Source organism: Flavobacterium shii, from assembly GCF_025847235.1.
Classification (GTDB): domain Bacteria; phylum Bacteroidota; class Bacteroidia; order Flavobacteriales; family Flavobacteriaceae; genus Flavobacterium; species Flavobacterium shii.
Genome location: NZ_JAOZEW010000010.1, coordinates 99,704 through 123,447, shown reverse-complemented (window position 1 = coordinate 123,447; position 23,744 = coordinate 99,704). Strand labels below are relative to the sequence as shown.

The following is a 23,744-nucleotide window of genomic DNA, read 5'->3' as shown; positions in this document are numbered from 1 at the left end:
ACAATTTCTTTAATTTTTTGAATTATATTTATACCAACATTAATAATATTTGCAGTTTATAAACTGAAATATATACGTTTATTCACCCTAAATCTACAGAATATGAGTCAAGATGAGTTATTAGTATTAATTTATAAGAAAGACGAAAAAGCTTTTACACATCTCTATGATATGTATTCTAAAAGCTTATTTGCTGTAATCAATGTTCTTATAAAAAATAGAGAAGAAGCCGAAGATGTGCTTCAGGAAGTATTTGTAAAGATTTGGAAAAATATCGATTCCTATCACGAAAGTAAAGGGCGATTTTACACCTGGATCCTCAATATTGCTAGAAATACGTCTATCGATAAACTTCGTTCAAAAAATTTCAATAACAGTCAAAAAAACCTTTCCTCCGATAATTTCGTACATATACTTGACGACAGTAATAAACTGGTCAACAGAATCGATACTATTGGAATTCATGAGTTTGTAAAAAAACTTAAACCAAAATGTATTGCAATAATTGATTTATTGTTCTTTAAAGGATATACGCAACAAGAAGCTTCAGAAGAGCTGGCGTTACCTTTAGGAACTATTAAAACACAAAACAGAAATTGTATTAATGACTTACGAATTTATTTGAAATTATAATGGAAACAAACGAATATATAGAATCTGGTATTTTAGAACTTTATGTTTATGGATTACTTACGGAATCCGAAAGCATAGAAGTTGCTGCAATGGCTAAAAAACATGACGAAATTAATACCGAAATCATTGCTATCGAGAAAGCAATAGTAGCATTATCGGCTAGTTTTTCACCATTTCATTCGGTAGCTAATTTTGAAAAAATAAAGGCCAAGCTCGAACTTAAACATGGTAAAGTTGTTGATATAAAACCAGCAACCACTTGGTCTCAATATGCAGGATGGGCAGCGGCTGTACTTTTCTTATTAGGCTTTGCTTACCAATATGTGCAGCTTACACAAACTAAACAAGCAATAGAGACTGTAGGTACTGAAAAAGATAAATTGAAAAGTGAATATGCACTCTTGGATCAAGAAAATAAAGCTACCGAGAAAAACTTATCTATTGTAAGAGATATTAAAAATACGGGAGTAACTCTAGGTGGTCAAGCTGTTGCTCCACAATCATTTGCCAAAGCATATTGGAATAAAGACACCAGAGTGACTTATATTGATGCTGCCGGATTACCAAAACCTCCAAAAGGAAAAGTATATCAGGTTTGGGCTCTAAAACTTAGTCCGGTGCTTACTCCTACAAGTATTGGTTTATTAACAAACTTTGATGCTAATACCCAAAAAATATTCAAAGTAGAAGATACCGGTTATGCCGAAGCTTTTGGAATTACGCTTGAGCCAGAAGGCGGAAGTCCGACTCCTACAATGGATCAATTGTATACATTAGGAAAGGTATAAAATCCAGCTTATTATAAAATCTAAGACGTATATTAATTTATTTTAATATACGTCTTTTTATTATTTTTAAAAACTAAACAAACCAATAACCAATCTATGAACAGTACATTAATCCTAAGAGTTGCAGTTGCTATTATTTTACTTACACACAGCGTTACCGGAATATTTGATAATGGTATCAATGATTTTGGAAATCTCTATCTAAACCAAATCGGGTTTGCTCCCTTTGGCGTATTTCTTGCTTGGTCTATAAAACTATCACATATTATTGCTGCGGTGCTTTTGCTTATCAATAAATACATCAACTTTGCTGCGATTGTTACCATTTTAGTTCTTATTATGGGTATTATCTTAGTTCATTTTCAAGAAGGATGGTTTGTTGTAGGCGGCGGAAGAAACGGAATGGAATATAACTTTTTATTAATTTGTGTTTTATTAGCGATTATGTTTCCAAAAGGTTTTCTTAAAGGCACTGAGGGACTAAGAAGCTAAGAGACAAAGGTTTCTTAGTTTGTGCAAAAAGGAATTAACCGCAAAGGACGCAAGGTTTTACGCAAAGTTCACAAAGCTATTGTGATTATTTTGTGTGCAAACTAAGTGACCTTTAAAAATCCGAATCTTAGTACCTTAATCTGTGTTTTCACCTAAGCGAATCCGTCTAATCCGCGTGCAACAAAGATTTATATGACATAAATATTTTAATCTAAATCTAAAAACCCAAAATTTTCTTCCATTTCCAAAAAGCCTTCCTTGGTTTCAGTAGAAGCAAATACAGGATAATCTTCTGATAAATCTCCATTATCATCTGTAAAATACCAAATTAACTTCCTGTCATTTTCATAAATAATCCAGTTATTATGATCTACAACTTTTTGCCAATTATTAGTGGTAATTTCTTCTATAAATTCTGGTAACTCATCCTGATCCATATCATAAATTGCTCCAGAAAATTCATATCCCCCTTCTGCACACTGACCATACATCATCATTTGTAAAAAATCGGAAAGCAAAATTTCTTCTGAATACCAGTTGGCACTATCCATATTTTGGGCTTGATAGACTAGAGGATTATCTTCTTTGTTTTCGGTATTAACTCCCCAATAACAAACATTCTGGTTTTCCTCTAGAAAAACTAATTTCCCATCTTCATAAAACAAATCTTCAGGTTTTAGGAATCGCTGAAATGAAGACATAAAAAGATCCGTTTTTCCAATCGTTAAATAGAACTCTTTTAATATTGCAGGTATTGCTTGACCTAATTTCGTTTCTACATTCTCAATTATGGCTACATCGTATCCATCATTACTGGCTAATGAATGCCCTAATAATTTTTCGGCAATTTGTTTTATCATACTCTTTGAGTTAGTCATACTTACATAAACTTTAATCTATAAACACTCTTTTTAAATCTGTGGTAAAAATACTTAATTCTGAATTTATTCCTAGCCATAGATAACTGCAATCGCTTTTTTAGGATTAAAATTAAAACCTCTGCGTATCCTGAAGTTTTGGGATTGAATTCTTTACGGTTAATTTCACACGCAAAAAAAGTCGCAATATTGTCATCCAGACACAGCAAAGATCTCATTAAATAGCTCGATATAGTTTATGGAGCTACTTGCTCATATTTTGCACGCGGATTAGACCGATTCGCTTGGGCGAAAACGCGGATAAAAACAGATTTTTTTATACAAACTAAGAAACCTTTGAGCCTTTGTCACTTAGAACCTCACCACCATAAATAAAATATTCCATAAATTTCTTTTTTCATTTAAATCTATATCGTAATATTGCAATATAAAAATATAACGATGGGAACAACTAAAACAGATTTCTTTACAGACAACCAAAATGAACTTGCTATTCTGGCAAAAGCTTTGGGACATCCTGCCAGGATTGCTATTATTGAGTACTTACTTAAAGTAAATACTTGTATTTGTGGTGATATCGTAAATGAATTACCCCTTTCTCAACCTACCGTTTCTCAGCATCTTAAAGAGCTTAAAAATGCAGGTTTGATAAAAGGGAATATCGAAGGAAACGCAATTTGCTATTGTATTAACGAATCGGGATTTGAAAAAATCAAAGTCTTTTTCCAACATGTCACAACGCATTTGGAGAAAAGAAATAATGAATGCTGCTAATTTTTAAAAATAAAACTATGAAACTTTCAGAAATTAAAAACATCTTAAAAACAGTCGAAGCAATTAATTTTCAGCTTCCAAACGGAACTTTTGTACCCGAATATTTTCACGTAACCGAAGTAGGCTTAATAACCAAAAACTTTATAGATTGCGGCGGAACTGTACGCAAAGAAACTGTTGTAAACTTTCAGCTTTGGGATGCCAATGATTATGAGCATCGTTTAAAACCACAAAAATTGGTACATATTATCGAACTTTCGGAGAAAATTCTAGGTATCGAAGATTTTGAAATTGAAGTCGAATATCAAGATATTACAATCGGAAAATACGATTTAGATTTTAATGGTAAAGATTTTGTTTTGCTAAATAAACAAACAGCCTGTCTGGCTTTGGATCAATGCGGAATTCCAACAGAAAAGCAAACGACAAATCTTTCGGATTTATCAAATCAATCGAACTCTTGTACTCCCGGAGGCAGTTGTTGCTAATTTTTAAATACCTTAAATATGAGCATCCTATTTCCCGAAATCAAAAATACAATACGTTCTTTTGACTTTAAAAGTATTCCTAATGAACGTAAAGATATTTTGCATCTTTTACTAGTTTATATGCGAGATAGAGTAAATAATCTACAAGAAATTAGACTTAACTTTATTTGCACACATAATTCAAGAAGAAGCCATCTGGCTCAAGTTTGGGCGCAGACTGCTGCTGCACATTTTAATATAAAAAATGTTTCTTGCTATTCGGGAGGAACCGAAGCTACTGCATTATATCCTGTGGTAGCTAAAACTCTAGAAGAATCGGGGTTTAAAATAGAAACAATTTCTAAGGGAGAAAATCCCGTTTATTCAATAAAATATGCATCAAATGAGCATCCTATTATTGGGTTCTCCAAAACGTATGATGCTAATTTTAATCCCGAAACTCAATTTGTAGCTATAATGACATGTTCGCAAGCCGATGGTGGTTGCCCATTTATTGCTGGTGCCGAAAAACGCGTTCCTATTACTTATGAAGACCCTAAGCTCTTTGATAACACACCTCAACAATTAGAAAAATATCAAGAACGCAGTTTACAAATTGCTACCGAAATGTTTTATGTTTTCTCTCAAATAAACAAATAGACATGTCTGTAAATACTTGCGTTCCGGCAGCCGAAAGAAAAAGATTAGGTTTTCTAGATCGGTTTTTAACGTTATGGATTTTCCTTGCTATGGCGGCAGGCATTTCTATTGGCTATTTTATTCCGTCAAGCGGAGATTTCATCAATTCATTTTCAAGTGGAACAACTAATATTCCCCTCGCAATTGGATTAATATTAATGATGTACCCGCCATTGGCAAAAGTGAAATACGAACTCTTAGGTGAAGTATTTAAAAATATACGAATATTAGCCGCTTCCCTATTCCTTAACTGGATTATAGGTCCTCTTTTAATGTTTGCTTTAGCATTATTATTCTTAAATGGTTATCCCGAATATATGATTGGCTTAATCCTAATAGGTTTAGCCAGATGTATTGCAATGGTTGTCGTATGGAATGACCTTGCCGATGGAAATCGGGAATATGCCGCTGGATTAATTGCGTTGAACAGTATTTTTCAGGTTTTGCTTTATAGCATCTATGCCTGGTTCTTTATTACTGTTTTACCACCTTATTTTGGATATACAGGTTTTCATGTAAACATCTCCATTGGGCAAATTGCAGAAAGTGTTGGTATTTATCTGGGAATTCCTTTTGCTCTTGGCATTGGCAGCCGTTACATTCTTATAAAACTAAAAGGCGTAACTTGGTTTGATACCAAATACATACCTGTAATTTCTCCTATCACACTAATTGCTTTGTTATTCACCATATTAATTATGTTTAGCCTAAAAGGAGAATTAATAGTACAAATACCAATGGATGTGATACGAATTGCAATTCCGCTGGTACTTTATTTTGTTATAATGTTTGTATTCAGCTTTTTTATAGGAAAATATTTTGGTGCCGATTATTCCAAAGCTACAGCAATTGCATTTACTGCTACAGGAAACAATTTTGAGCTTGCAATTGCAGTTGCCATTGGCGTATTTGGAATCAATAGCGGACAAGCTTTTGCAGGTGTAATTGGTCCTCTGGTCGAAGTTCCCGCTTTAATAGCTTTGGTAAATGTTGCTTTTTGGTTTAGAAAAAGGTTTTTTCTCTAGGTTCTGAGGCACAAAGGCTGCTTATTTTAGCCTTCAGCAACAGTCTTCAGCAACAGTTAAAATTTGTGTTCCTTGCAGTAAAATTTTAGTTTCAGTATTCAGTGGATAACATATCCTTTTTACACAATAAATAGAAATCCGTTTTTATCCGCGTCTTCGCTTAAGTGAATCCGTTTAATCCGTGTCCAAAGGATTCCTATGAAAAATAACCGCAAAGTTCGCAAGGTTTTTATGCAAAGTTCATAAAGCTATAATTGCTACTAGAACTAAAACACACTACAAGATTGACAATAAAAAAAGGTTCAACCGTGAAGTTGAACCTTTTTCATGTGAATTAATAATCTCTTATTTTTTATAATACTTTCTGTATTTTGGGTAAGTTATCGCTCCTATCAAGGTGATTGTTCCTAATGAATACCAAATCCAGTTTAGTGAATGCGCCTCTCCACTTGCGTAAGAGTGTAATCCAACTAAGTGAAAGTTTACTCCATAATAAGTAAATAAAATAGAGACAAACGCAAACATACTCATTAGATTAAATATCCATTTTCCACGTAGAGCTGGTACAAAACGAGCATGGATTACAAATGCATAAATCATAATACTAATTAATGCCCAAGTTTCTTTTGGATCCCATCCCCAGTAACGTCCCCAACTTTCATTGGCCCATTGTCCTCCAAGGAAGTTTCCTATGGTAAGCATAATAAGTCCTATCGTTAATGCCATTTCGTTAATATATGTAATCTCCTGGATGTTTAAATCCATTTTGGCTTTATTATTTTTATTGGTAAAGAAAATCAACACCAATGAAACAAATCCTAATATCATTCCTAATGCAAATGGACCGTAACTAGCTACAATAACTGCCACGTGTATCATTAACCAGTATGAGTTAAGAACTGGCTGTAAATTGGCTATTTCCGGGTCAATCCAGTTCATGTAAGCTGCCATTAAAATCATTGCAGTTACAAATGCTGATGATGCTACCGTAAGTTTAGATTTTATATCAAATGCCAATCCAAAGAACATTGTTGCCCAAGCTACATAAATAATAGACTCGTAAGCATTACTCCATGGTGCATGTCCTGAAATGTACCAACGTGCAATTAATCCTAATGTATGTAATCCAAATAAAGCTCCGATAATTATATGGAAAGCATTAACTGTAATACGCAATGCTTTTTTCTCAAAAAAGATATTCAGAATTGTAAAAATAAGCATCAGGATTGAAGCTGTAATGTACCAATAAGATAGGTTCTTGAACACATCGTATTTGTTATACAATAATTCCGATGTTATCTTTTCTTCACTTGGACGCACTTTACTTCCAAATTTCTTTTGGAAACCATTGATGCTTTCCAGTAATTCATCGGCTTGCTTATAATCTTTAGAAATCGAAGCGTTGTTTAAAGCCGCAAAATACATTGGTAAAATTTGCTTTACATAGGTTTCGTCCATCCCTTTTAAACCTGCATGGCTAATTTCCAGATAGGAGATCCATTTGTTATTTGGATCATTTGGCATCGGGAAAATCTTTAAGATACTCCCGCTTAAAGCCGATTCCATTAAGTTTACTTTTTTATCGGTTTCGATAAAATCTTTCTCAAATTGATTAGGATTTGCCGCTTTATAAGCTGCATCTAAATAAGGTGATAATTTATAGTTTCCTTTTTCATCAAAGAATTTAATAAACGGAGCAAATTTTGCTTCTTTATCAATTCCGATAATTTTACGAATGCTATCATTTCCAGATTTAATGTATATAATTGGAATTTCGATCCAGATCTGAGCGTATTGTGTCATAGACAAGAATACTTGGTCTGAATTCATTCCGTTATAAGTATCACTATGGCTTACTTTTCTCAACAATTCTGATGAGAAAGTATTAATAGGCTTCATTCTTCCTCCAGCATCCTGAATAATCAAACGTCCAAATTTGGCAGCATGGGCTTCTGGTGCTTTATAAACATTTATTAATGAATCGAGTTGCTTTGCACTTGGAGGTCTTGTAACATGATTGGCATGATTATTCGGATCTGTACTATGTGCTGCATGATCGTGATCGTCTGGCACTGGCGCTGCACTTTCGGCAGCATGATCGTGACCATCTGCGTGGTCGTGATCATGTTGTTCTTGTGCAAATCCGTTAAAGCTCAACATTAACACTAAAATAGTTATTAGTTTTGCTTTTTTATTTTTTACAACTTCCAGTTTGCGTTTTAAGTCGGCAAAACGAGAATGTTTCGTAAACATGATTGCCATTAATCCAAAGAACAACATGAAATATCCTAAATAAGTTATAGAAGTTCCCCAGAAATCGTGGTTCACAGATAATACTGTTCCTTTTTCGTCCGGATCAAATGAAGACTGGAAGAATCTATATCCTTTATAATCTAATACGTGGTTCATATAAATTCTGGCATCAAATTTTTCTGTAGAATCAATAACGGTAACTTTACTCTCAAAAGAAGAATAACTTTTCTCGGTTCCTGGGTATTTTTGAGCAATAAAATCATTCAATTTAATCTTGAATGGCAATACATAGGCTTTACTTCCGTAGAAAAAAGTATAATCTTTATCGGCAATTCTTACCGTTTTAAAATCTCCAATTTTACCTTTAGATCCTAATAACGTTACTTCTTTTTCTTGTCCTTCGGCTTTTAATTTTACAACCAAAGCATCTTCGTGAGTTTTGGCTTTGTAATCATTATTAGACTCATAGGCAATAACACCTTTTATAGCAGGATCCGGGAAAACGATACGGATATCACCAATACTATATAAGGAACGCATCATTAAAGGCTGCACATTATCCTTGGTTACTTTTCCTTTAAATTTATCTGCCATACGCATAAAATCTCCTTCAAAAGGAGTTTGTATTGTATAAGCTTCTCCTTTTGTATTGATATTTATAGCGCCTTCTGTAGGTTTATTTAATGCAAATAAAACATTATGAATGTTCTGAACTTCTCCATCTTTAAGGAAATGCTCTTCACGTCCGCCTGAACCAGCCTCTACTAATTTTAAATATACAATACCGTTCGCATCTGGCTTCACAACCTCTTTAGCTCCCATGATAAAGTTTTCATATTCTACCTCAAAAGGTGTTTCATCAAACTTACCCGAAATCGTAAAATCGTTGTTGGCAACTGGAGATAATAACAAGTTCTTCTCAAAAACACGACGTTTCATTTCGCCTTTACGCTCACCATCTACAAAAACAGTAAGGAATGTTTTATCTGAATATATTTGATTTTCGGTAGCGCCTTCGCGAATTGGCATCATTCCTTCATAACTAATATAACGGGTTATAAAAGCTCCTAAAAGGATAAATATAAAAGCCAAATGGAGTATTAAGGTAGCCCATTTTTCTTTTTTGTGTAATTGGTATCTTTTGATATTTCCGAAGAAATTGATCAGAAAGAAAACCATTATAGCCTCAAACCACCAAGAGTTGTATATAAAAATTCGTGCAGTATCGGTATTGTATTTACTTTCAATAAAGGTCCCGACTCCCATTGCAATTGCAAATGTTAAAAAAAGGACAGCCATTAATCGTGTAGAAAACAAAAAGGAGAATATTTTTTTATCCATCAGTAAGGAATTACATTTTATAAAGTGGCACAAAAGTACTTAAAAATGTTGATTCAGATATTCGTGAATTTGTTAATAAAATCCAAAAAGCAGCTACCATTTTAGATCAAATCCGCAAAAACATACGTTTATACTTATAAATTATAGAATGCCATTATTTTTGTTGCTGTTCAATTCTTGAAACTCTTTCGGAAAGCAATTTAAAAGACTTATTTTCATCTTTTAAAGTCTGAATTTCTTTTGATTGCTGAATTGAATATAATGTCAATTCTTCTATTTTCTGCAAGAGTTTAGCATTCATTTCTCCTAAATTTATTCCGTTTTTTAAAACCTCATCTTCGCTAGGAATATTTTCTAAGTGTCCTTTTTCATTAATATGTCTTTCTACTTCTTCAAGTGTTGGCAAATTATATTCTTTTTTAAACACAAAATCTGGCCATGACCAACCTTCCAAATCTACTTTTACTTCTTTGGAATGAATTGTACCGTTTACATCTAGTTTGTTATTTGGTTTTGTTGTACCGATACCTACGTTACCATTTATTCCAATTGTCAATAAGTCTATAATATTTGATACTGAATTATGAGAACTATAAGACAGTTTGAAAGCATCGTCAGAAGTTGAATTATTCCATCCAAAACTTAAAAGAGCATCCGATGAATTACTATGGCCAAATCTTATTGAACCACCATTAAAATCATTCTGCTTAAAAATATGCAAACCATTTAAAGGATTAGTAGTTCCAATTCCAACATTACCATCAATACTCTGACTTCCAGTAAAAGTATTAGTTCCTCGAGTTGCTACTTCATACCAATCTGAATTTACTGCAATAGGACTCCCAGAAGATAATTTCCTAAAATATAACTTATCATTTTGGCTCATAGATGAAGAAATCTGTAATTGATGATTATTATTTGTATTTGGATGTCTAACGACCAATAAATGTTGCCAGCTGTCTTGAAAACTTTTATCAGGATTTGATCCTATAGCATTAGAACCACTATAAGCTCCCGAGCCAATTGGGACAGAGAAATCAGTTATTTGAGGAGAAAATCCATTTTCTATTTGTTGTGAGAAAGCATGTGAAGTAATAAACAAGATAGCAACTAGGGTAATTATTTTTTTCATTATTTTAAATTTATTTCCTACAAATATAAAAATAAAAGCAAGTGTCGTATTGATCTATTCTATATTTGAAATACAAAGACAAAAAAAATATCCTAAAAAATCAAGACTAATTCTCTTCAAAAAAATGCTAATTTTGCAATATGATTAAAATAACACTAATTGGCTCCGGAAATGTGTCACAACATTTAATAAATGCTTTCGCAAAAAACAGTGCGATTGAGCTTATTGAGGTATATTCCAGAACAAAAAAGGTTATTTCTCCTCTACTCGATTCCAGTAAAATTGTAACTGATATTGCTCTTTTAAAAGAAGCCGATTTGTATATTATTGCCGTTTCAGATGATGCTATTTTGACTGTTTCAGAACAATTACCATTTAAAAATAAATTGGTAGTTCATACTTCGGGAACTGCTTCATTACATGCTATTAATGCAAAAAACCGAAGAGGTGTTTTCTATCCTTTACAAACATTTACCAAAAATAAAGAAGTCAATTTTAAGGTTATTCCACTCTGTCTGGAAGCCGAAAATAAAACTGATTATTTAGTGCTTGAAACCGTTGCCAAAAGCATTTCGGATGCTGTTTACGCAATCAGTTCCGAGCAACGCAAAGCATTACATGTTGCTGCCGTTTTTGTGAATAATTTCACCAATCATTTATACCAAATCGGGCAGGAAATTTGCGAGGAACATAAGGTTTCTTTTGAAATCCTAAAGCCTTTAATAGCCGAAACTGCCAATAAAATCAATACCCTTTCGCCTATTGATGCTCAAACTGGCCCAGCAAAACGAAATGACACAACAACAATCGAGGCGCATTTGAGTTATTTATCAGATGAAAATCAAAAAAAAATATACGCATTACTAACAAAATCTATACAAAATAATGGCAAAAAGTTATAAAGAAATAATGAACGACATCACTACTTTTATTTTTGATGTTGACGGAGTACTTACAGATAGTTCGGTTTTTGTAACCAATGAAGGAGAAATTCTTCGCACAATGAATATACGTGATGGTTATGCTATGAAAGCGGCTGTAGAAAGTGGGTATAATGTATGTATTATTTCTGGAGGAAGCAATGAAGGTGTACGCATACGATTACGTAATCTTGGAATTACAGATATCCATTTGGGAACTCCCGACAAAGTAGAAACTTTTAAAGAATATACCGAATTATACAATATCAATCCTGAGCAAGTATTATACATGGGCGATGATATCCCAGATTATCATGTAATGAAATTGGTAGGATTACCTACTTGCCCTCAAGATGCTAGCCCAGAGATAAAAACAATATCTCGTTATATCTCACACGTAAAAGGAGGAAAAGGTTCGGCACGCGACGTAATCGAACAAGTCATGAAGGTACAAGGGAAATGGATGGAGCATTTTAATGGGAAACACGATTAATTTAATTGTTAATTATTGATTGTTAATTGTAAATAGGTAGATGAAAGATGAAAGATGATAGATGTAAGACTTAAAGAAACAAGATTTAAGTCTTGCGTTTAAACCTTTAAAAACCTTTGCCACTTAGAACTTTCGAACTTAGAAAGACGCACTGCGGTGCGCCTCTACAAAAAACCTTTGTCCCGAAGCTTCGGGATTGTTACTTAGCTCCTCAGAACCTTAAAAAAAAATGAAATACCTCAAACTCATTCGCTACCAAAACCTATTGATGCTTGCTTTCATGCAAATACTATTTCGGTATGGTTTCTTAAAATTGCAAAATATACCATTGGCATTAGCCGATTGGCAATATGGCTTATTGGTTTTAAGCACGGTTTTAATTGCTGCTGCGGGATATGTTATTAATAATATTTTTGACCAGGAGACCGACTTAATAAATAAACCAAACGATGTTGTCGTTGGCAAGAGTATCTCCGAAACTGCTACTTATAATATATATGTTGCTCTTAATATTACTGGCGTTGCAATAGGTTTTTACTTATCGAATATAATTATGAGACCTGGTTTTGCAACAGTTTTTATTCTGGTTGCTGCCAGTCTTTATTTTTATGCGACGACACTAAAACAAATTATGATTTTGGGGAATATCGTTGTTGCTTTACTATTGTCTTTTAGCGTTATAATAATTGGAGTTTTCGACATATTTCCTGCTACCGATATGGCTAACAGAGCGCAAATGACGAGTTTGTTCTCCATACTTTTGGATTATGCAATATTTGCTTTTATGATTAATTTCATACGTGAAATTGTAAAAGATATCGAAGACGTAAATGGCGATTATAACCAAGGAATGAATACGTTACCTATTGCAATTGGAGCTGATCGAACTGCCAAAATTGTTTTTGCTTTGGCAATCATTCCCGTAGTTTCATTGTTAATTTATATCAATAACTATTTTGTAGCCAATAATCTTTACATCGTTACCCTATATGCCTTTGTATTTGTACTTGCTCCGCTGCTTTATTTTATTGCAAAAATAATAACGGCAAAAACAAAGAAAGAATTTCACGACTTGAGTTCTATTTTAAAATGGATTTTATTCTTCGGAATCCTATCTATCTTAGTTATCAATCTTAATATTAAATACAATGCTTAAGCAAAAATTAGAAAAATATACCTTAATACTAGCTTCGGGTTCGCCAAGACGTCAGCAATTTTTTAAAGACTTGGATTTGGATTTCGAAATCCGATTAAAAGACGTTGAAGAAATTTATCCTCCAGAACTAAAAGGAATCGAAATAACAAATTATCTAGCCGAACTTAAAGCCAGTGCTTTTGAAGGACAATTAAAACCAAACGAAATCCTGATTACCAGTGATACCATTGTTTGGCATAACGATAAAGCTTTGGGTAAACCAAAAGATAAAGAAGACGCTTTTAATATATTAAAATCATTATCGGATACAACACACGATGTTATAACTTCAGTTTGTTTTACTACCAATGAGAAATCAATGGTAATAAATGAAACTACAAAAGTTACCTTTACCAAATTAAGCGATGAGACTATTTTATATTATATAGATAACTATAAACCCTACGATAAAGCTGGTGCATACGGTATCCAGGAATGGTTTGGTTTCATGGCAGTTTCAAAGGTAGAAGGCTCTTATACCAATGTTATGGGGTTGCCTACGCATAGAGTTTATGAATATTTAAGTACATTAGATTAAAATATAGAATTATGACTGCTTTTTTCACCAATTATGCCAAAGAAATATTTGCAACAGGAATCCTTATTGTAATAATGGTTTCGATAAGAGTAGTTATTACCCAAATAATTCGAAAATATGCCAAGAAAGAACACTTCTTGGAGCACCGAACCAATTTGATAATTAAGTACATTAATCTACTCACAAATACCTTATTCATAATAGGCTTATTTGTTATTTGGGGAGTTCAAACTCAAGATATTTTCCTTACTGTATCTTCTATTGCAACAGTTATTGGTGTGGCAATGTTTGCACAATGGTCTATTTTAAGCAATATTACATCTGGAATCATTTTATTCTTTTCATTTCCATTTAAAATTGGTGATTCTATAAAAATTCATGATAAAGATTTTCCTATCGAAGCCGAAATTGAGGATATAAATGCTTTCCATGTAAGCTTAAAAACCAAAGAAGGCGAAAAAATAATCTATCCCAACAATTTGCTTCTGCAAAAAGGGATTTCGATTATTGCAGCTCAATTTGAAGACAAAGAGTTTTTTGATTAAATGATTTAAAAATTGCTAATCATATAAATTATATAAGGTCATTTAAGTGAAGTGTTTTTAAAACTTATATTTACTTAAGTGACTTTATGGTTTTAATTTTAATGGAGATTTTATAACCTAATTTTCAAAAAGTAGAACTAAAAAGCACAAATAAAGCATAACATTTGTTTAACTTAGCTTTTATTACCCGTTCAGGAATGCTTTTTAATCTCAATAAATTAGTTATGGAATCAATTAAATTGCCTTTTTACGTCAACCCCTCCTTTATATTAATAAGTATAATTTCTATTGGAGCTTTTTTTATATTAGAGATAATATCATAAAATCATTATTATCAATCTTTGTAATTTCGGTATATTACTACCAGTATTTCCCTTTTTAAACATTAAATTACGATTCCCAAACTTGCTTGCATCTATTATTAGGTAATGGTATCCCTAAAAAAAATAATTGGAATATTTAAAAACTAGAATAACAGAATAGAATAAATATCGTTTTATAGAATATCGCGAAATGAATTCATAAAAGTACCCACCTTGAAAATAAAAATGTTTCAATATAAAACATATCTATTGTTTGTTCTGCTATGCTTTTGTTATCAAAGCAGTTTTTCGCAGGTCAAAACCACAAAACAAGATAGTACAGAAATGTACTCTAAAATTAAATCCTATTCCAAGAGACATAAGGTTACGAATTTCTTACATCGTTATGTTTTTAAATCCAACCGCACTAAGAAAAACAAAGAAGTAATTAAAGAAATAGATAGTACAAATTATGATGGTAAAATTATAAGAAAGATTACCATTATAACATTAGATCCCTTTGGTTATTCTGAAAAAGATACAACTATTACACCCAGAAATTGGGGAGAAAGAACGGGAAACCGACTCCACTTAAAGACAAAAAAATTCGCAATTAGTAATTTACTATTATTCAAAAAAAACACCCCTTATAACACCTATAAAGTCGAAGAATCTGAGCGTATTATTCGAGCACAAAAATTCATTAATACAGTAGATATTACCGAGCAATTAGCCGGTGTGCAGTCCGATTCGGTAGATGTTACTATTCGGGTTCTGGATTCCTGGAGCTATATCCCCAAGTTTTCAATCTCAAGCAATCAGGTTGGTGTAGGGATAAGAGACAAAAATTTCTTTGGAACGGGGCAGCAACTGGATTATAAGTTTACAAATCGTTTTTCTGATGGACAAAATGCCAACGACTTAACTTATACGGTTCCTAATATTAAAAATACCTTTATTAGTACTACAGTAAAATACAATATTGATCTGGATAACAATTATAATAAAAGTATTGATTTCGAACGCCCTTTCTACTCCCCTTTAACCAGATGGGCAGGTGGTGTGTATATAGGTCAGCGATTTAGAAAAGATAGCTTGCAAGCTCCGGATTTGAGCTATGCATTTCAAACTTTTAAATACAATTCGCAGGATATATGGTTGGGGAAAGCATTTTCTGTTTTTAAAGAAAAAGAAAGAAAAACAAATTTAATTCTAGCAGGTCGCGTCTTAAATGTAGATTACATCGAAAGACCATCTCCTGAATACGATCCTGTTAGTTTCTTTTCGGATGAAAAACTATTTCTGACAGGAATCGGAATCAATACACGAGAATTTATACAAGATACTTATATCTTTAGAAATGGTGTTACCGAAGATGTTGCGACCGGTAGAATCTTCGGAATAACAACTGGGTATCAATATAAAAATAGTATTTGGCGTCCTTATCTGGGGGCACAGGCATCTTTTGGCAATTTTTATAAATGGGGATTTTTAAGTGCCGATTTTCAATTTGGAACTTTCTTTCATCAATCCAAAACATATCAAAGCGCTTTTACTTTTGAAGCCAATTATTTTACAAACTTAGTAAAAATGGGAAAATGGAAATTACGACAATTTGTAAAACCTGCATTAATTATTGGTGCCAATCGGGTAGATTCTATAGGTGATGAACTTAATATAAATGAGAATAATGGTCTACAAGGCTTTAATGCTGCTTTATATGGTACCAGCAAGATGGTATTGTCACTGCAAACGCAAACCTATGCACCACATGCAATTTGGGGATTTCGTATGAATCCGTTTTTTAATTATACCGTTGCTGTATTAGGAAGTCCGGGAGATGCTATGATGAAAAACAAAGCATACTCCAAGGTAACTCTGGGATTATTGATAAGTAATGACTATTTGGTTTTTAGTTCATTCCAGCTCTCTATCTCTTATTATCCGTCGATTCCATACCAAGGCGACAATGTTTTTAAAACAAATACATTTCAAACTACCGATTTTGGATTGCAAACATTTGAATTAGCAAAACCAAAAATAGTCAACTATAAATAAGAACAGAATATTCCCTCATCTTATATATTTTCATTAAAAAAAGCAAAAAACAAATAGACTATAATACGCTATATATCAGTGTTTTTATTTTACTTTCATTAAAATTTGTCTTTATATGGTATTAAAAAAACTTTTTGTGGCACAACTTTTGGTTTTCACATATCAAATGTCGAAATAAATAATCATTTCAACATTTAAAATAAGAATCCAAAACCCCAGAAAAAATGAAAACACTAAAAATTATTACTTTCGGAATATTTCTTTTTATTTCAAGTACCATGCACTCTCAAGTTTCTATAAATGTAAATATTGGTTCACCACCACAATGGGGACCTGTAGGATATGCCGAAACAGAATACTACTATTTACCAGACGTTGAATCATATTATGATGTACGTGCCTCACAGTTTATCTATTTTGGCGGAGGACAATGGATTAGATCAAGCCGCTTACCAAGACAATATAGAAACTATGATTTATATGGAGGTTATAAAGTAGTATTAAATGATTATCATGGTAGAACTCCTTATTCACATTTTGACAAACACAGAGTTCAATATTGCAAAGGGTATCGTGGTAAACCTCAAAAAACATATGGTTACTATAAAAAAGATCGCAACGATTATTACAAAAAAGATCGTTATGAACGTCGCGATCGTCACGACCGTGATGATCATGATGATGATCACCATGATAGAGGACATGGTAATGGTCACGGAAGACATTAAACGCCATTTTACAATTTAAAGAGAGTGCCTTATTCGGGCACTCTTTTTTTATTTAACAAATACTTTAACATCTTTACATGTCATTAACAATTACCGGTTTCTATTATTACTATTTTTGAAAACAATCTTAAAAAATTAAATAATTCTCAGATGCAGCAACTTTTATTAAAAATTATTCTTTTATTTCTCATTAGCCTTCAAGCTACTTTTGCTCAAAAACCTCAAAAACCAAATTCGGTTGAGATTTTTAATCAAATAAAAAAAGTAAACTTCTTAGGTTCGGTACTTTATATTGCAGCACATCCTGATGATGAGAATACAAGATTAATTTCTTATTTATCTAATGAAGTTAATGCACGAACTGGTTATTTGTCTTTAACCAGAGGTGACGGAGGACAAAATTTAATTGGACCACAGTTGCGAGAATTATTAGGTGTAATAAGAACACAAGAACTTATAGAGGCTAGAAAAATTGATGGAGGAGAACAATTTTTTTCAAGAGCTAATGATTTTGGATACTCAAAAACTCCCGAAGAAACATTAACTATTTGGGATAAAGACAAAGTCCTTGCCGATGTAATCTGGACCATTCGTAAATTTCAGCCCGATGTTATTATCAATCGTTTTGATCATCGTACTCCAGGTACAACTCATGGCCATCATACATCATCGGCAATGCTAAGCGTAGAAAGTTTTAACCTTACCAATAACCCAAATAGCTATCCAGAACAATTAAAGTATGTAACTACATGGCAACCCAAACGCCAGTTCTTTAATACATCGTGGTGGTTTTATGGAAGTCAGGAAAAATTTGAAGCCGCTAATAAATCTAAATTCTCAACATTAAAAACCGGCGTTTATTATCCCGGAATAGGAAAATCCAATCAGGAAATTGCAGCCTTAAGCCGCAGTCGCCATCAATCACAAGGATTTGGAAGCACAGGAAGTCGCGGTGAGGATACCGAATATCTGGAACTTATAAACGGAGACGCACCAAAGGATCCCGCAAATATTTTTGAAGGAATTGACACAACATGGAACCGTATAAAAGGGGGCAAACCAATAGGAGAACTAATTAATACAATCCTTACTCAATATGATTTTAATAATCCATCGGCAAGTATTCCCGATTTGGTCAAAGCATATACAATGATACAGTCATTAGATGAAAATCATTGGAAAACCTTAAAATCCGAAGAAATTAAAAAAATCATCGCCGCCTGTTCTGGTTTATATCTGGAAGCAGTTGCACAACAACAAGAAGCGACACAAGGAAGCACAATAAATCTTAAACTCGAAGCCATCAATCGTGCTTCGATTCCTATGCAATTGGTAAGTGTAACAACACTACCAGATCAAAAAAACACATTACAAAATATTGATTTAGCAAATAATAAAGACCAAAAAATTGATTTAAAAATTCAGTTACCAGCTACCATTCCTTATACACAACCTTATTGGTTAAAAGAAAAAGCGACAGTAGGAATGTACACTGTTTCTAATCAGGAAAATATCGGAATTCCAGATATTATACGTGAAGTAAAAGTTGTTTTTAATGTTAAAATAAACAATGTTGAGATTCCGTTTGAGCGTACCGTTGTTTATAAATATAATGACGATGTAAAAGGCGAAATGTATGATTTCCTGGATATAGTTCCAGAAGTTACAACTACAATTCTGGAAAAAGTATTACTATTTAAAGATACCGAAACAAAAACTGTTGCTGTAAAAATTAAAGCAGGAAAAGACGGCATAAGTGGCAATTTACAATTGGAATTACCTAAAAGCTGGTTAATCTCTCCAAAACAAATTCCGTTTACCTTAACTAAAAAAGGAATGGAACAAACCGTTTATTTTGAAGTTACACCACCTGTAAATTCAGAGAATGCCACATTAAAAAGCGTTGCCATTGTAGACGGTAAACGTTATGACAAAGACCAAACCATTATTGACTATAGTCATATTACCAAGCAACAGGTTTTAGCTCCATCTGAAGCCAAATGTATACGCTTTGACTTAAAAACAACAGGAGATTCAATCGCCTACATTATGGGCGCGGGCGATGAAGTACCGAACAGTCTGGCACAAATGGGGTATAAAGTAACTATCCTGAAACCCGAAGAAATTACGCCTACAAGGCTCGAAGATTTTGATGTAGTAATTACTGGAATAAGAGCCTACAATACGATTCAGGCACTTGCCAATAAGCAATCGGTACTTTTTGATTTTGTAAAAGAAGGAAAAACAATGATTGTACAATACAATACAACCGGAGATGTTGTAACAGATAGTATCGCTCCATATCCATTAAAAATATCATATGATCGTGTAACCGAAGAAAATGCCGAAGTTACTTTTCTTGCACCAAATCATCCTGTTTTAAGCACACCAAATAAAATTACATCCAAAGATTTTGAAGGTTGGAAACAAGAACAAGGCTTATATTATCCAAGTGAATACGACAAAGCCTTCACCCCTATTTTATCTTCACATGACAAAGGAGAATCCCCTAAAAAGGGCGCTTTATTAGTGGCTCCATACGGAAAAGGGTATTATATTTACACCGGTTTAAGCTTTTTTAGAGAATTACCAGAAGGTGTTCCGGGAGCATACCGATTGTTATCAAATATCATTTCTTTAAAGCAACCAGTTCAAATTCCGAATAAAAACATTAAGAATTAATAGTATTTTATATGGCAACTAAAAAAATAAAAACATGGAAAAAAAGCTACACCTACGTGCTTGTAGCCAATGCCATTTATATTCTGGTTTTTTACTTAATAATGCAATTATACTCATAACATATGCAACTATTTGATTGGATTGTACTAATTGTTACACTTTTATTTATTGTTGGTTACGGCTCTTGGAAAACCAAAGGAAGCAAGACTGTCGAAGATTTTATTTTAGGAAGTAACGAAACACCTTGGTACACCGTTGGACTATCGGTAATGGCAACACAAGCAAGTGCTATTACTTTTTTATCCACTCCGGGGCAAGCTTATCATGACGGAATGGGATTTGTGCAGTTCTATTTTGGATTGCCAATTGCTATGATCGTTATTTGCGTTACTTTCATCCCTTTATACCATAAATTCAAAGTATATACAGCCTACGAATTCTTAGAGAAACGATTTGATTTAAAGACCCGTTCCCTTGCAGCAATCTTATTTCTAGTACAAAGAGGTCTGGGAACAGGACTTACTATCTATGCTCCTGCAATTATCTTATCGGCGCTCCTGGGATGGAATCTTACTATAATGAACATTATGATAGGATTACTCGTAATTATCTATACCTTTTCGGGTGGTACAAAAGCAGTGAATGTTACCCAAAAACAGCAAATGTTTGTAATCATGTCGGGAATGTTCATCACCTTTTTCCTGATATTACATTACTTGCCAAATGATATGACGTTTACCAATGCCATGCATATTGCTGGTGCAAATGACAAAATGAACATCGTAGATTTCTCTTTTAATCCAGAAGAAAAATATACTTTTTGGAGCGGAATAACTGGTGGATTCTTTCTTGCTCTCGCCTATTTTGGAACCGATCAATCGCAAGTAGGACGCTATTTATCCGGTAAATCGGTAAAGGAAAGTCAGATGGGATTAATCATGAACGGGCTTTTAAAAGTTCCAATGCAGTTCTTTATTCTATTAACCGGAATAATGGTTTTTGTATTCTTTCAATTTAATCCTGTTCCGTTAAATTTTAATCCAAACAACAAAGTTATAATCGAGAAATCGGCGTACAAAGGTGAATATCACGAACTGGAGAAAAAGCTCAATGTCCTTTCCGAAGACAAAAAAGTAATCAACTTACTATACATCGATCAGTTAAATCAGGATTATGACAATCCAATACTCCGAAAAGAATTAGTCACTTTATCCAATAAAGAAAGAGATTTACGAGAGCGTGCCAAAGAAATCATTCTAAAAGCTGATAGTAATAGCGAAACCAATGATAAAGATTACGTCTTTTTCCATTTTATCCTGCACTATCTCCCAAAAGGATTAATCGGGTTATTATTGGCCGTAATCCTCTCTGCAGCTATGTCATCTACTGCTTCGGGATTAAATGCATTAGCATCCACAACAGCTATCGACATCTATAAGCGAAATCTAAAGACCGAAAAATCTGAAAAGCATTACTTATATGCAACCAAGTTTTTTACTTTATTCTGGGGAATCATCGCCATACTTTTTGCTTGCGTAGGAACATTATTCGAAAACTTAATACAATTGGTAAATATCATTGGATCGATCTTTTACGGAACTGTACTTGGGATATTCCTGGTTGGTTTTTACATTAAACACGTTCAGTCCAAAGCCGTTTTTTATAGCGCGCTAATTAGTCAGATAACCATTTTTATAATCTATTATTACGCCATATACATTTACCCAAGCGGACAAGAAAAACTAGGTTACTTATGGCTCAATTTCATTGGAGCAATCCTAACCATATTCTTATCACTACTCATGCAGCTCACTATCTTTAGAAAACAAAAAGCAATAGTAGCTTAGCATAAATCAAATTATCATAAAAAACGCTGTAAGACTTAGGTTTTACAGCGTTTTTTTTATGGAGCTATTCCTGCTGTACACTATATCTTTTATGGTATCACAGCTATGAGTACGAAGTCGGGAGACTTCGTACAGCTTAAGTTCGTACAGCTTAAGTTCGTACAACGCCGCTCTTCGAAGTCTCCCGACTTCGAAGCGTCAACAATAAGCAAAGAGTTTAAAAATTGAAACTATAAACAGTTATGAGTACGAAGTCGGGAGACTTCGTACAGCTTAAGAGAATTATTCAGAACAAGACATAAAAAATCCCGTTTCGAAATATTTTCGAAACGGGATTTTGATTTAAACAAGCAGTGTATTATTTACTCCATTCGTTAATACTGTCTTTATTCATTTTTACGTAATCCTGATTTTTAGCAGCTTCAGCAGCAGCAAGCGAAATTTTAGCCGTTTCGATAGCTCCTTTTTTGTCTCCTTGTTTAGCTTGAATCAATGATTTAAGTCTGTAGAAATAGAAAGGTTTATCAGTGCTTAATTCTAATGCTTTGTCTACATATTCTCTTGCTTTTGTAATATCACCACCTTTAGACTGTAAAAGGTATTGTGCTGCATTAAAATAATCATTTGATGTTGGTCCAGCCAATACTTTTTTAATACTTTCTGAAGCCAATTTATCTGTAGGAACTTCAAATTTTACAGATACAGAAGAATTCTCCCATGCAATATCGATAGTTCCAGAATTAGCATCCAAATTGTTGATTCCAATAGTAAAAGTTTCAACCGCTTTGTTTAAAGCTTCTTCTTTTACAGTAGTTTTTAAAGCTACATCGGCATCGTTCAAGTTTTCCGGCAATCCCCAGTTATCCGTTTTTGAATAAAAAATAACATCCCAGCTTTCGATTCTTGGAATAGTAAAAATAGCATATTTTCCTTTTTTCAATGTCTTTCCGTCAATTACAACATCATCACTAAACGATATTATTGTATTTTCGTTAGCACCCGTTCTCCATAATTTACCAAACGGAACTAAGTTTCCAAATACTGCTCTTCCTCTAGCGCCTGGTCGTGAGTAAACCACTTCTACATCTGTCAAACCTACAACTTGATTTACAACAGCTTTCGGACTCGCTTGAGGTGTTTTTATTTGTGCTTCTGCAACAAATGGAGCAATAACAATTGCTAAGGCAATAAGTACTTTTTTCATTTATATATAGTTTTTTTGTTTTCCCAAAATTACGAATTCAATTAATTTAATTTGTTAATAATTACCTAATGGTAGACTCAATTTTTGCTATTTTATCAAAGTTTAATTCATCAAAATGATTAATAACGATATCTGCCTCCGACAAATCCTGCATTTTAGAATGCGCACTATTATAACCTACACAATATATTCCCGCTCCTTTTGCAGCTTTCACTCCATTGGTACTATCTTCAATGATAATACAATTTTCTTTTGGCGCTTTTGACAAAGAAGCAGCATGCAAAAAAATTGCTGGATTAGGTTTTGATTGAGGAAAATCTTCTCCGCTTACAATATCAGTAAAATATTGGTACAGATTAAAACGGGTAAAAACACGCTCAATAGTAACCTTCGAAGCCGAAGAAGCCAGAATTAATTGCATCCCATTAGCATACAAATCTTTAATTAAATCCTCAACACCATCTAGCAAGTATAAATCTTCCTTAGTATCGAAAGCATCATTAAAAATGGTTCTTTTTCTCTGAATCAAATCCTCTACCTCTTGCTCAATCACAAAAGTCTCTTTCAATTTCTGAAACGTATTTCGAGTCGAAAATCCTGTAAATGAAGCATAAACCTCATCGGTAACCTCAATATTTAATTCCGAGAATTGTTTATGGTATGCGTAATAATGTACCGGTTCTGTATCTACAATTACACCGTCCATATCGAAAATTACTGTTTTTATCATTTTTTTCTTTTAAGGTTCTG

At 33.3% G+C, this 23,744-nt stretch carries 21 protein-coding genes; 16 read left to right on the top strand and 5 right to left on the bottom strand.

What is annotated here, in order from left to right:
* Positions 1-102 precede the first annotated feature (102 nt).
* The 3 genes from OIU83_RS10965 to OIU83_RS10955 all read left to right on the top strand — a co-directional run bounded on the left by OIU83_RS10965 (position 103) and on the right by OIU83_RS10955 (position 1,913).
* Entirely contained in the window at positions 103-633 is a 531-nt protein-coding gene (locus tag OIU83_RS10965) for an RNA polymerase sigma factor (protein ID WP_264206300.1), read from the top strand.
* Positions 633-1,421 (top strand): anti-sigma factor, encoded by a 789-nt coding sequence (locus OIU83_RS10960; RefSeq protein WP_264206299.1) that lies wholly within the window; start codon positions 633-635, stop codon positions 1,419-1,421. The genes OIU83_RS10965 and OIU83_RS10960 overlap by 1 nt, the downstream gene beginning before the upstream one ends.
* A gap of 96 nt (positions 1,422-1,517) precedes the next feature.
* A complete protein-coding gene (locus OIU83_RS10955; protein WP_264206298.1) occupies positions 1,518-1,913 on the top strand; it encodes a DoxX family protein in 396 nt (131 codons plus the stop codon).
* A gap of 206 nt (positions 1,914-2,119) precedes the next feature.
* On the opposite strand, the gene OIU83_RS10950 is transcribed toward OIU83_RS10955, so the two are convergent.
* A complete protein-coding gene (locus OIU83_RS10950) occupies positions 2,120-2,773 on the bottom strand; it encodes a hypothetical protein (protein ID WP_264206297.1) in 654 nt (217 codons plus the stop codon).
* Between the two features lie 459 nt (positions 2,774-3,232).
* Between OIU83_RS10950 and OIU83_RS10945 the strand changes: the two genes are divergently transcribed.
* Genes OIU83_RS10945 through arsB form a run of 4 tightly spaced genes read left to right on the top strand, consistent with a single transcriptional unit; the run spans position 3,233 to position 5,756 of the window.
* On the top strand, positions 3,233-3,565 hold the full coding sequence (locus OIU83_RS10945) for an ArsR/SmtB family transcription factor (protein ID WP_264206296.1): 333 nt from the start codon (positions 3,233-3,235) through the stop codon (positions 3,563-3,565).
* Between the two features lie 17 nt (positions 3,566-3,582).
* Complete coding sequence (locus tag OIU83_RS10940) at positions 3,583-4,053, top strand: DUF6428 family protein (RefSeq protein ID WP_264206295.1); 471 nt, start codon at positions 3,583-3,585, stop codon at positions 4,051-4,053.
* An 18-nt stretch (positions 4,054-4,071) separates the two neighbouring features.
* Positions 4,072-4,692, top strand: a complete 621-nt coding sequence (locus OIU83_RS10935) for an arsenate-mycothiol transferase ArsC (protein WP_264206294.1) — start codon at positions 4,072-4,074, stop codon at positions 4,690-4,692.
* Between the two features lie 2 nt (positions 4,693-4,694).
* On the top strand, positions 4,695-5,756 hold the full coding sequence (gene arsB / locus OIU83_RS10930; RefSeq protein ID WP_264206293.1) for an ACR3 family arsenite efflux transporter: 1,062 nt from the start codon (positions 4,695-4,697) through the stop codon (positions 5,754-5,756).
* A gap of 345 nt (positions 5,757-6,101) precedes the next feature.
* Here the strand turns inward: arsB and ccsA are convergent, their stop codons facing one another.
* Positions 6,102-9,350 (bottom strand): cytochrome c biogenesis protein CcsA, encoded by a 3,249-nt coding sequence (ccsA, locus tag OIU83_RS10925; protein ID WP_264206292.1) that lies wholly within the window; start codon positions 9,348-9,350, stop codon positions 6,102-6,104.
* A gap of 154 nt (positions 9,351-9,504) precedes the next feature.
* Positions 9,505-10,482 carry a hypothetical protein gene (locus OIU83_RS10920; RefSeq protein ID WP_264206291.1) on the bottom strand — a complete coding sequence of 326 codons (978 nt, stop codon included), beginning with the start codon at positions 10,480-10,482 and terminating at the stop codon, positions 9,505-9,507.
* Between the two features lie 140 nt (positions 10,483-10,622).
* Here OIU83_RS10920 and OIU83_RS10915 point away from each other — a divergent pair, with 140 nt between their 5' ends.
* From OIU83_RS10915 to OIU83_RS10875, 9 genes are all read left to right on the top strand, one after another.
* Positions 10,623-11,384 (top strand): Rossmann-like and DUF2520 domain-containing protein, encoded by a 762-nt coding sequence (locus tag OIU83_RS10915; RefSeq protein ID WP_264206290.1) that lies wholly within the window; start codon positions 10,623-10,625, stop codon positions 11,382-11,384.
* A complete protein-coding gene (locus OIU83_RS10910; RefSeq protein ID WP_264206289.1) occupies positions 11,368-11,895 on the top strand; it encodes a KdsC family phosphatase in 528 nt (175 codons plus the stop codon). The genes OIU83_RS10915 and OIU83_RS10910 overlap by 17 nt, the downstream gene beginning before the upstream one ends.
* Before the next feature lie 229 nt (positions 11,896-12,124).
* The gene (locus OIU83_RS10905; RefSeq protein ID WP_264206288.1) at positions 12,125-13,051 is read left to right on the top strand and encodes a geranylgeranylglycerol-phosphate geranylgeranyltransferase; all 927 of its coding nucleotides are present in this window, start codon (positions 12,125-12,127) and stop codon (positions 13,049-13,051) included.
* On the top strand, positions 13,044-13,628 hold the full coding sequence (locus OIU83_RS10900) for a Maf-like protein (RefSeq protein WP_264206287.1): 585 nt from the start codon (positions 13,044-13,046) through the stop codon (positions 13,626-13,628). The genes OIU83_RS10905 and OIU83_RS10900 overlap by 8 nt, the downstream gene beginning before the upstream one ends.
* 11 nt (positions 13,629-13,639) lie before the next feature.
* A complete protein-coding gene (locus tag OIU83_RS10895) occupies positions 13,640-14,173 on the top strand; it encodes a mechanosensitive ion channel family protein (protein ID WP_264206286.1) in 534 nt (177 codons plus the stop codon).
* A gap of 647 nt (positions 14,174-14,820) precedes the next feature.
* Positions 14,821-16,533, top strand: a complete 1,713-nt coding sequence (locus tag OIU83_RS10890) for a BamA/TamA family outer membrane protein (RefSeq protein WP_319005352.1) — start codon at positions 14,821-14,823, stop codon at positions 16,531-16,533.
* A 224-nt stretch (positions 16,534-16,757) separates the two neighbouring features.
* Positions 16,758-17,261, top strand: coding sequence for a hypothetical protein (locus OIU83_RS10885; protein ID WP_264206284.1), 504 nt, complete (start codon positions 16,758-16,760; stop codon positions 17,259-17,261).
* A gap of 150 nt (positions 17,262-17,411) precedes the next feature.
* Positions 17,412-19,943 (top strand): PIG-L family deacetylase, encoded by a 2,532-nt coding sequence (locus tag OIU83_RS10880; protein WP_264206283.1) that lies wholly within the window; start codon positions 17,412-17,414, stop codon positions 19,941-19,943.
* A gap of 122 nt (positions 19,944-20,065) precedes the next feature.
* Positions 20,066-21,790, top strand: coding sequence for a sodium:solute symporter (locus tag OIU83_RS10875; RefSeq protein WP_264206282.1), 1,725 nt, complete (start codon positions 20,066-20,068; stop codon positions 21,788-21,790).
* Positions 21,791-22,148: 358 nt separating this feature from the next.
* Here OIU83_RS10875 and OIU83_RS10870 read toward each other — a convergent pair whose 3' ends face one another.
* Together OIU83_RS10870 and OIU83_RS10865 are read right to left on the bottom strand one after the other, a co-directional pair.
* Positions 22,149-22,994: a DUF2911 domain-containing protein gene (locus tag OIU83_RS10870; RefSeq protein ID WP_264206281.1), complete on the bottom strand. Its 846-nt coding sequence runs from the start codon at positions 22,992-22,994 to the stop codon at positions 22,149-22,151.
* A gap of 61 nt (positions 22,995-23,055) precedes the next feature.
* Positions 23,056-23,724: an HAD family hydrolase gene (locus OIU83_RS10865; protein ID WP_264206280.1), complete on the bottom strand. Its 669-nt coding sequence runs from the start codon at positions 23,722-23,724 to the stop codon at positions 23,056-23,058.
* Positions 23,725-23,744 lie beyond the last annotated feature (20 nt).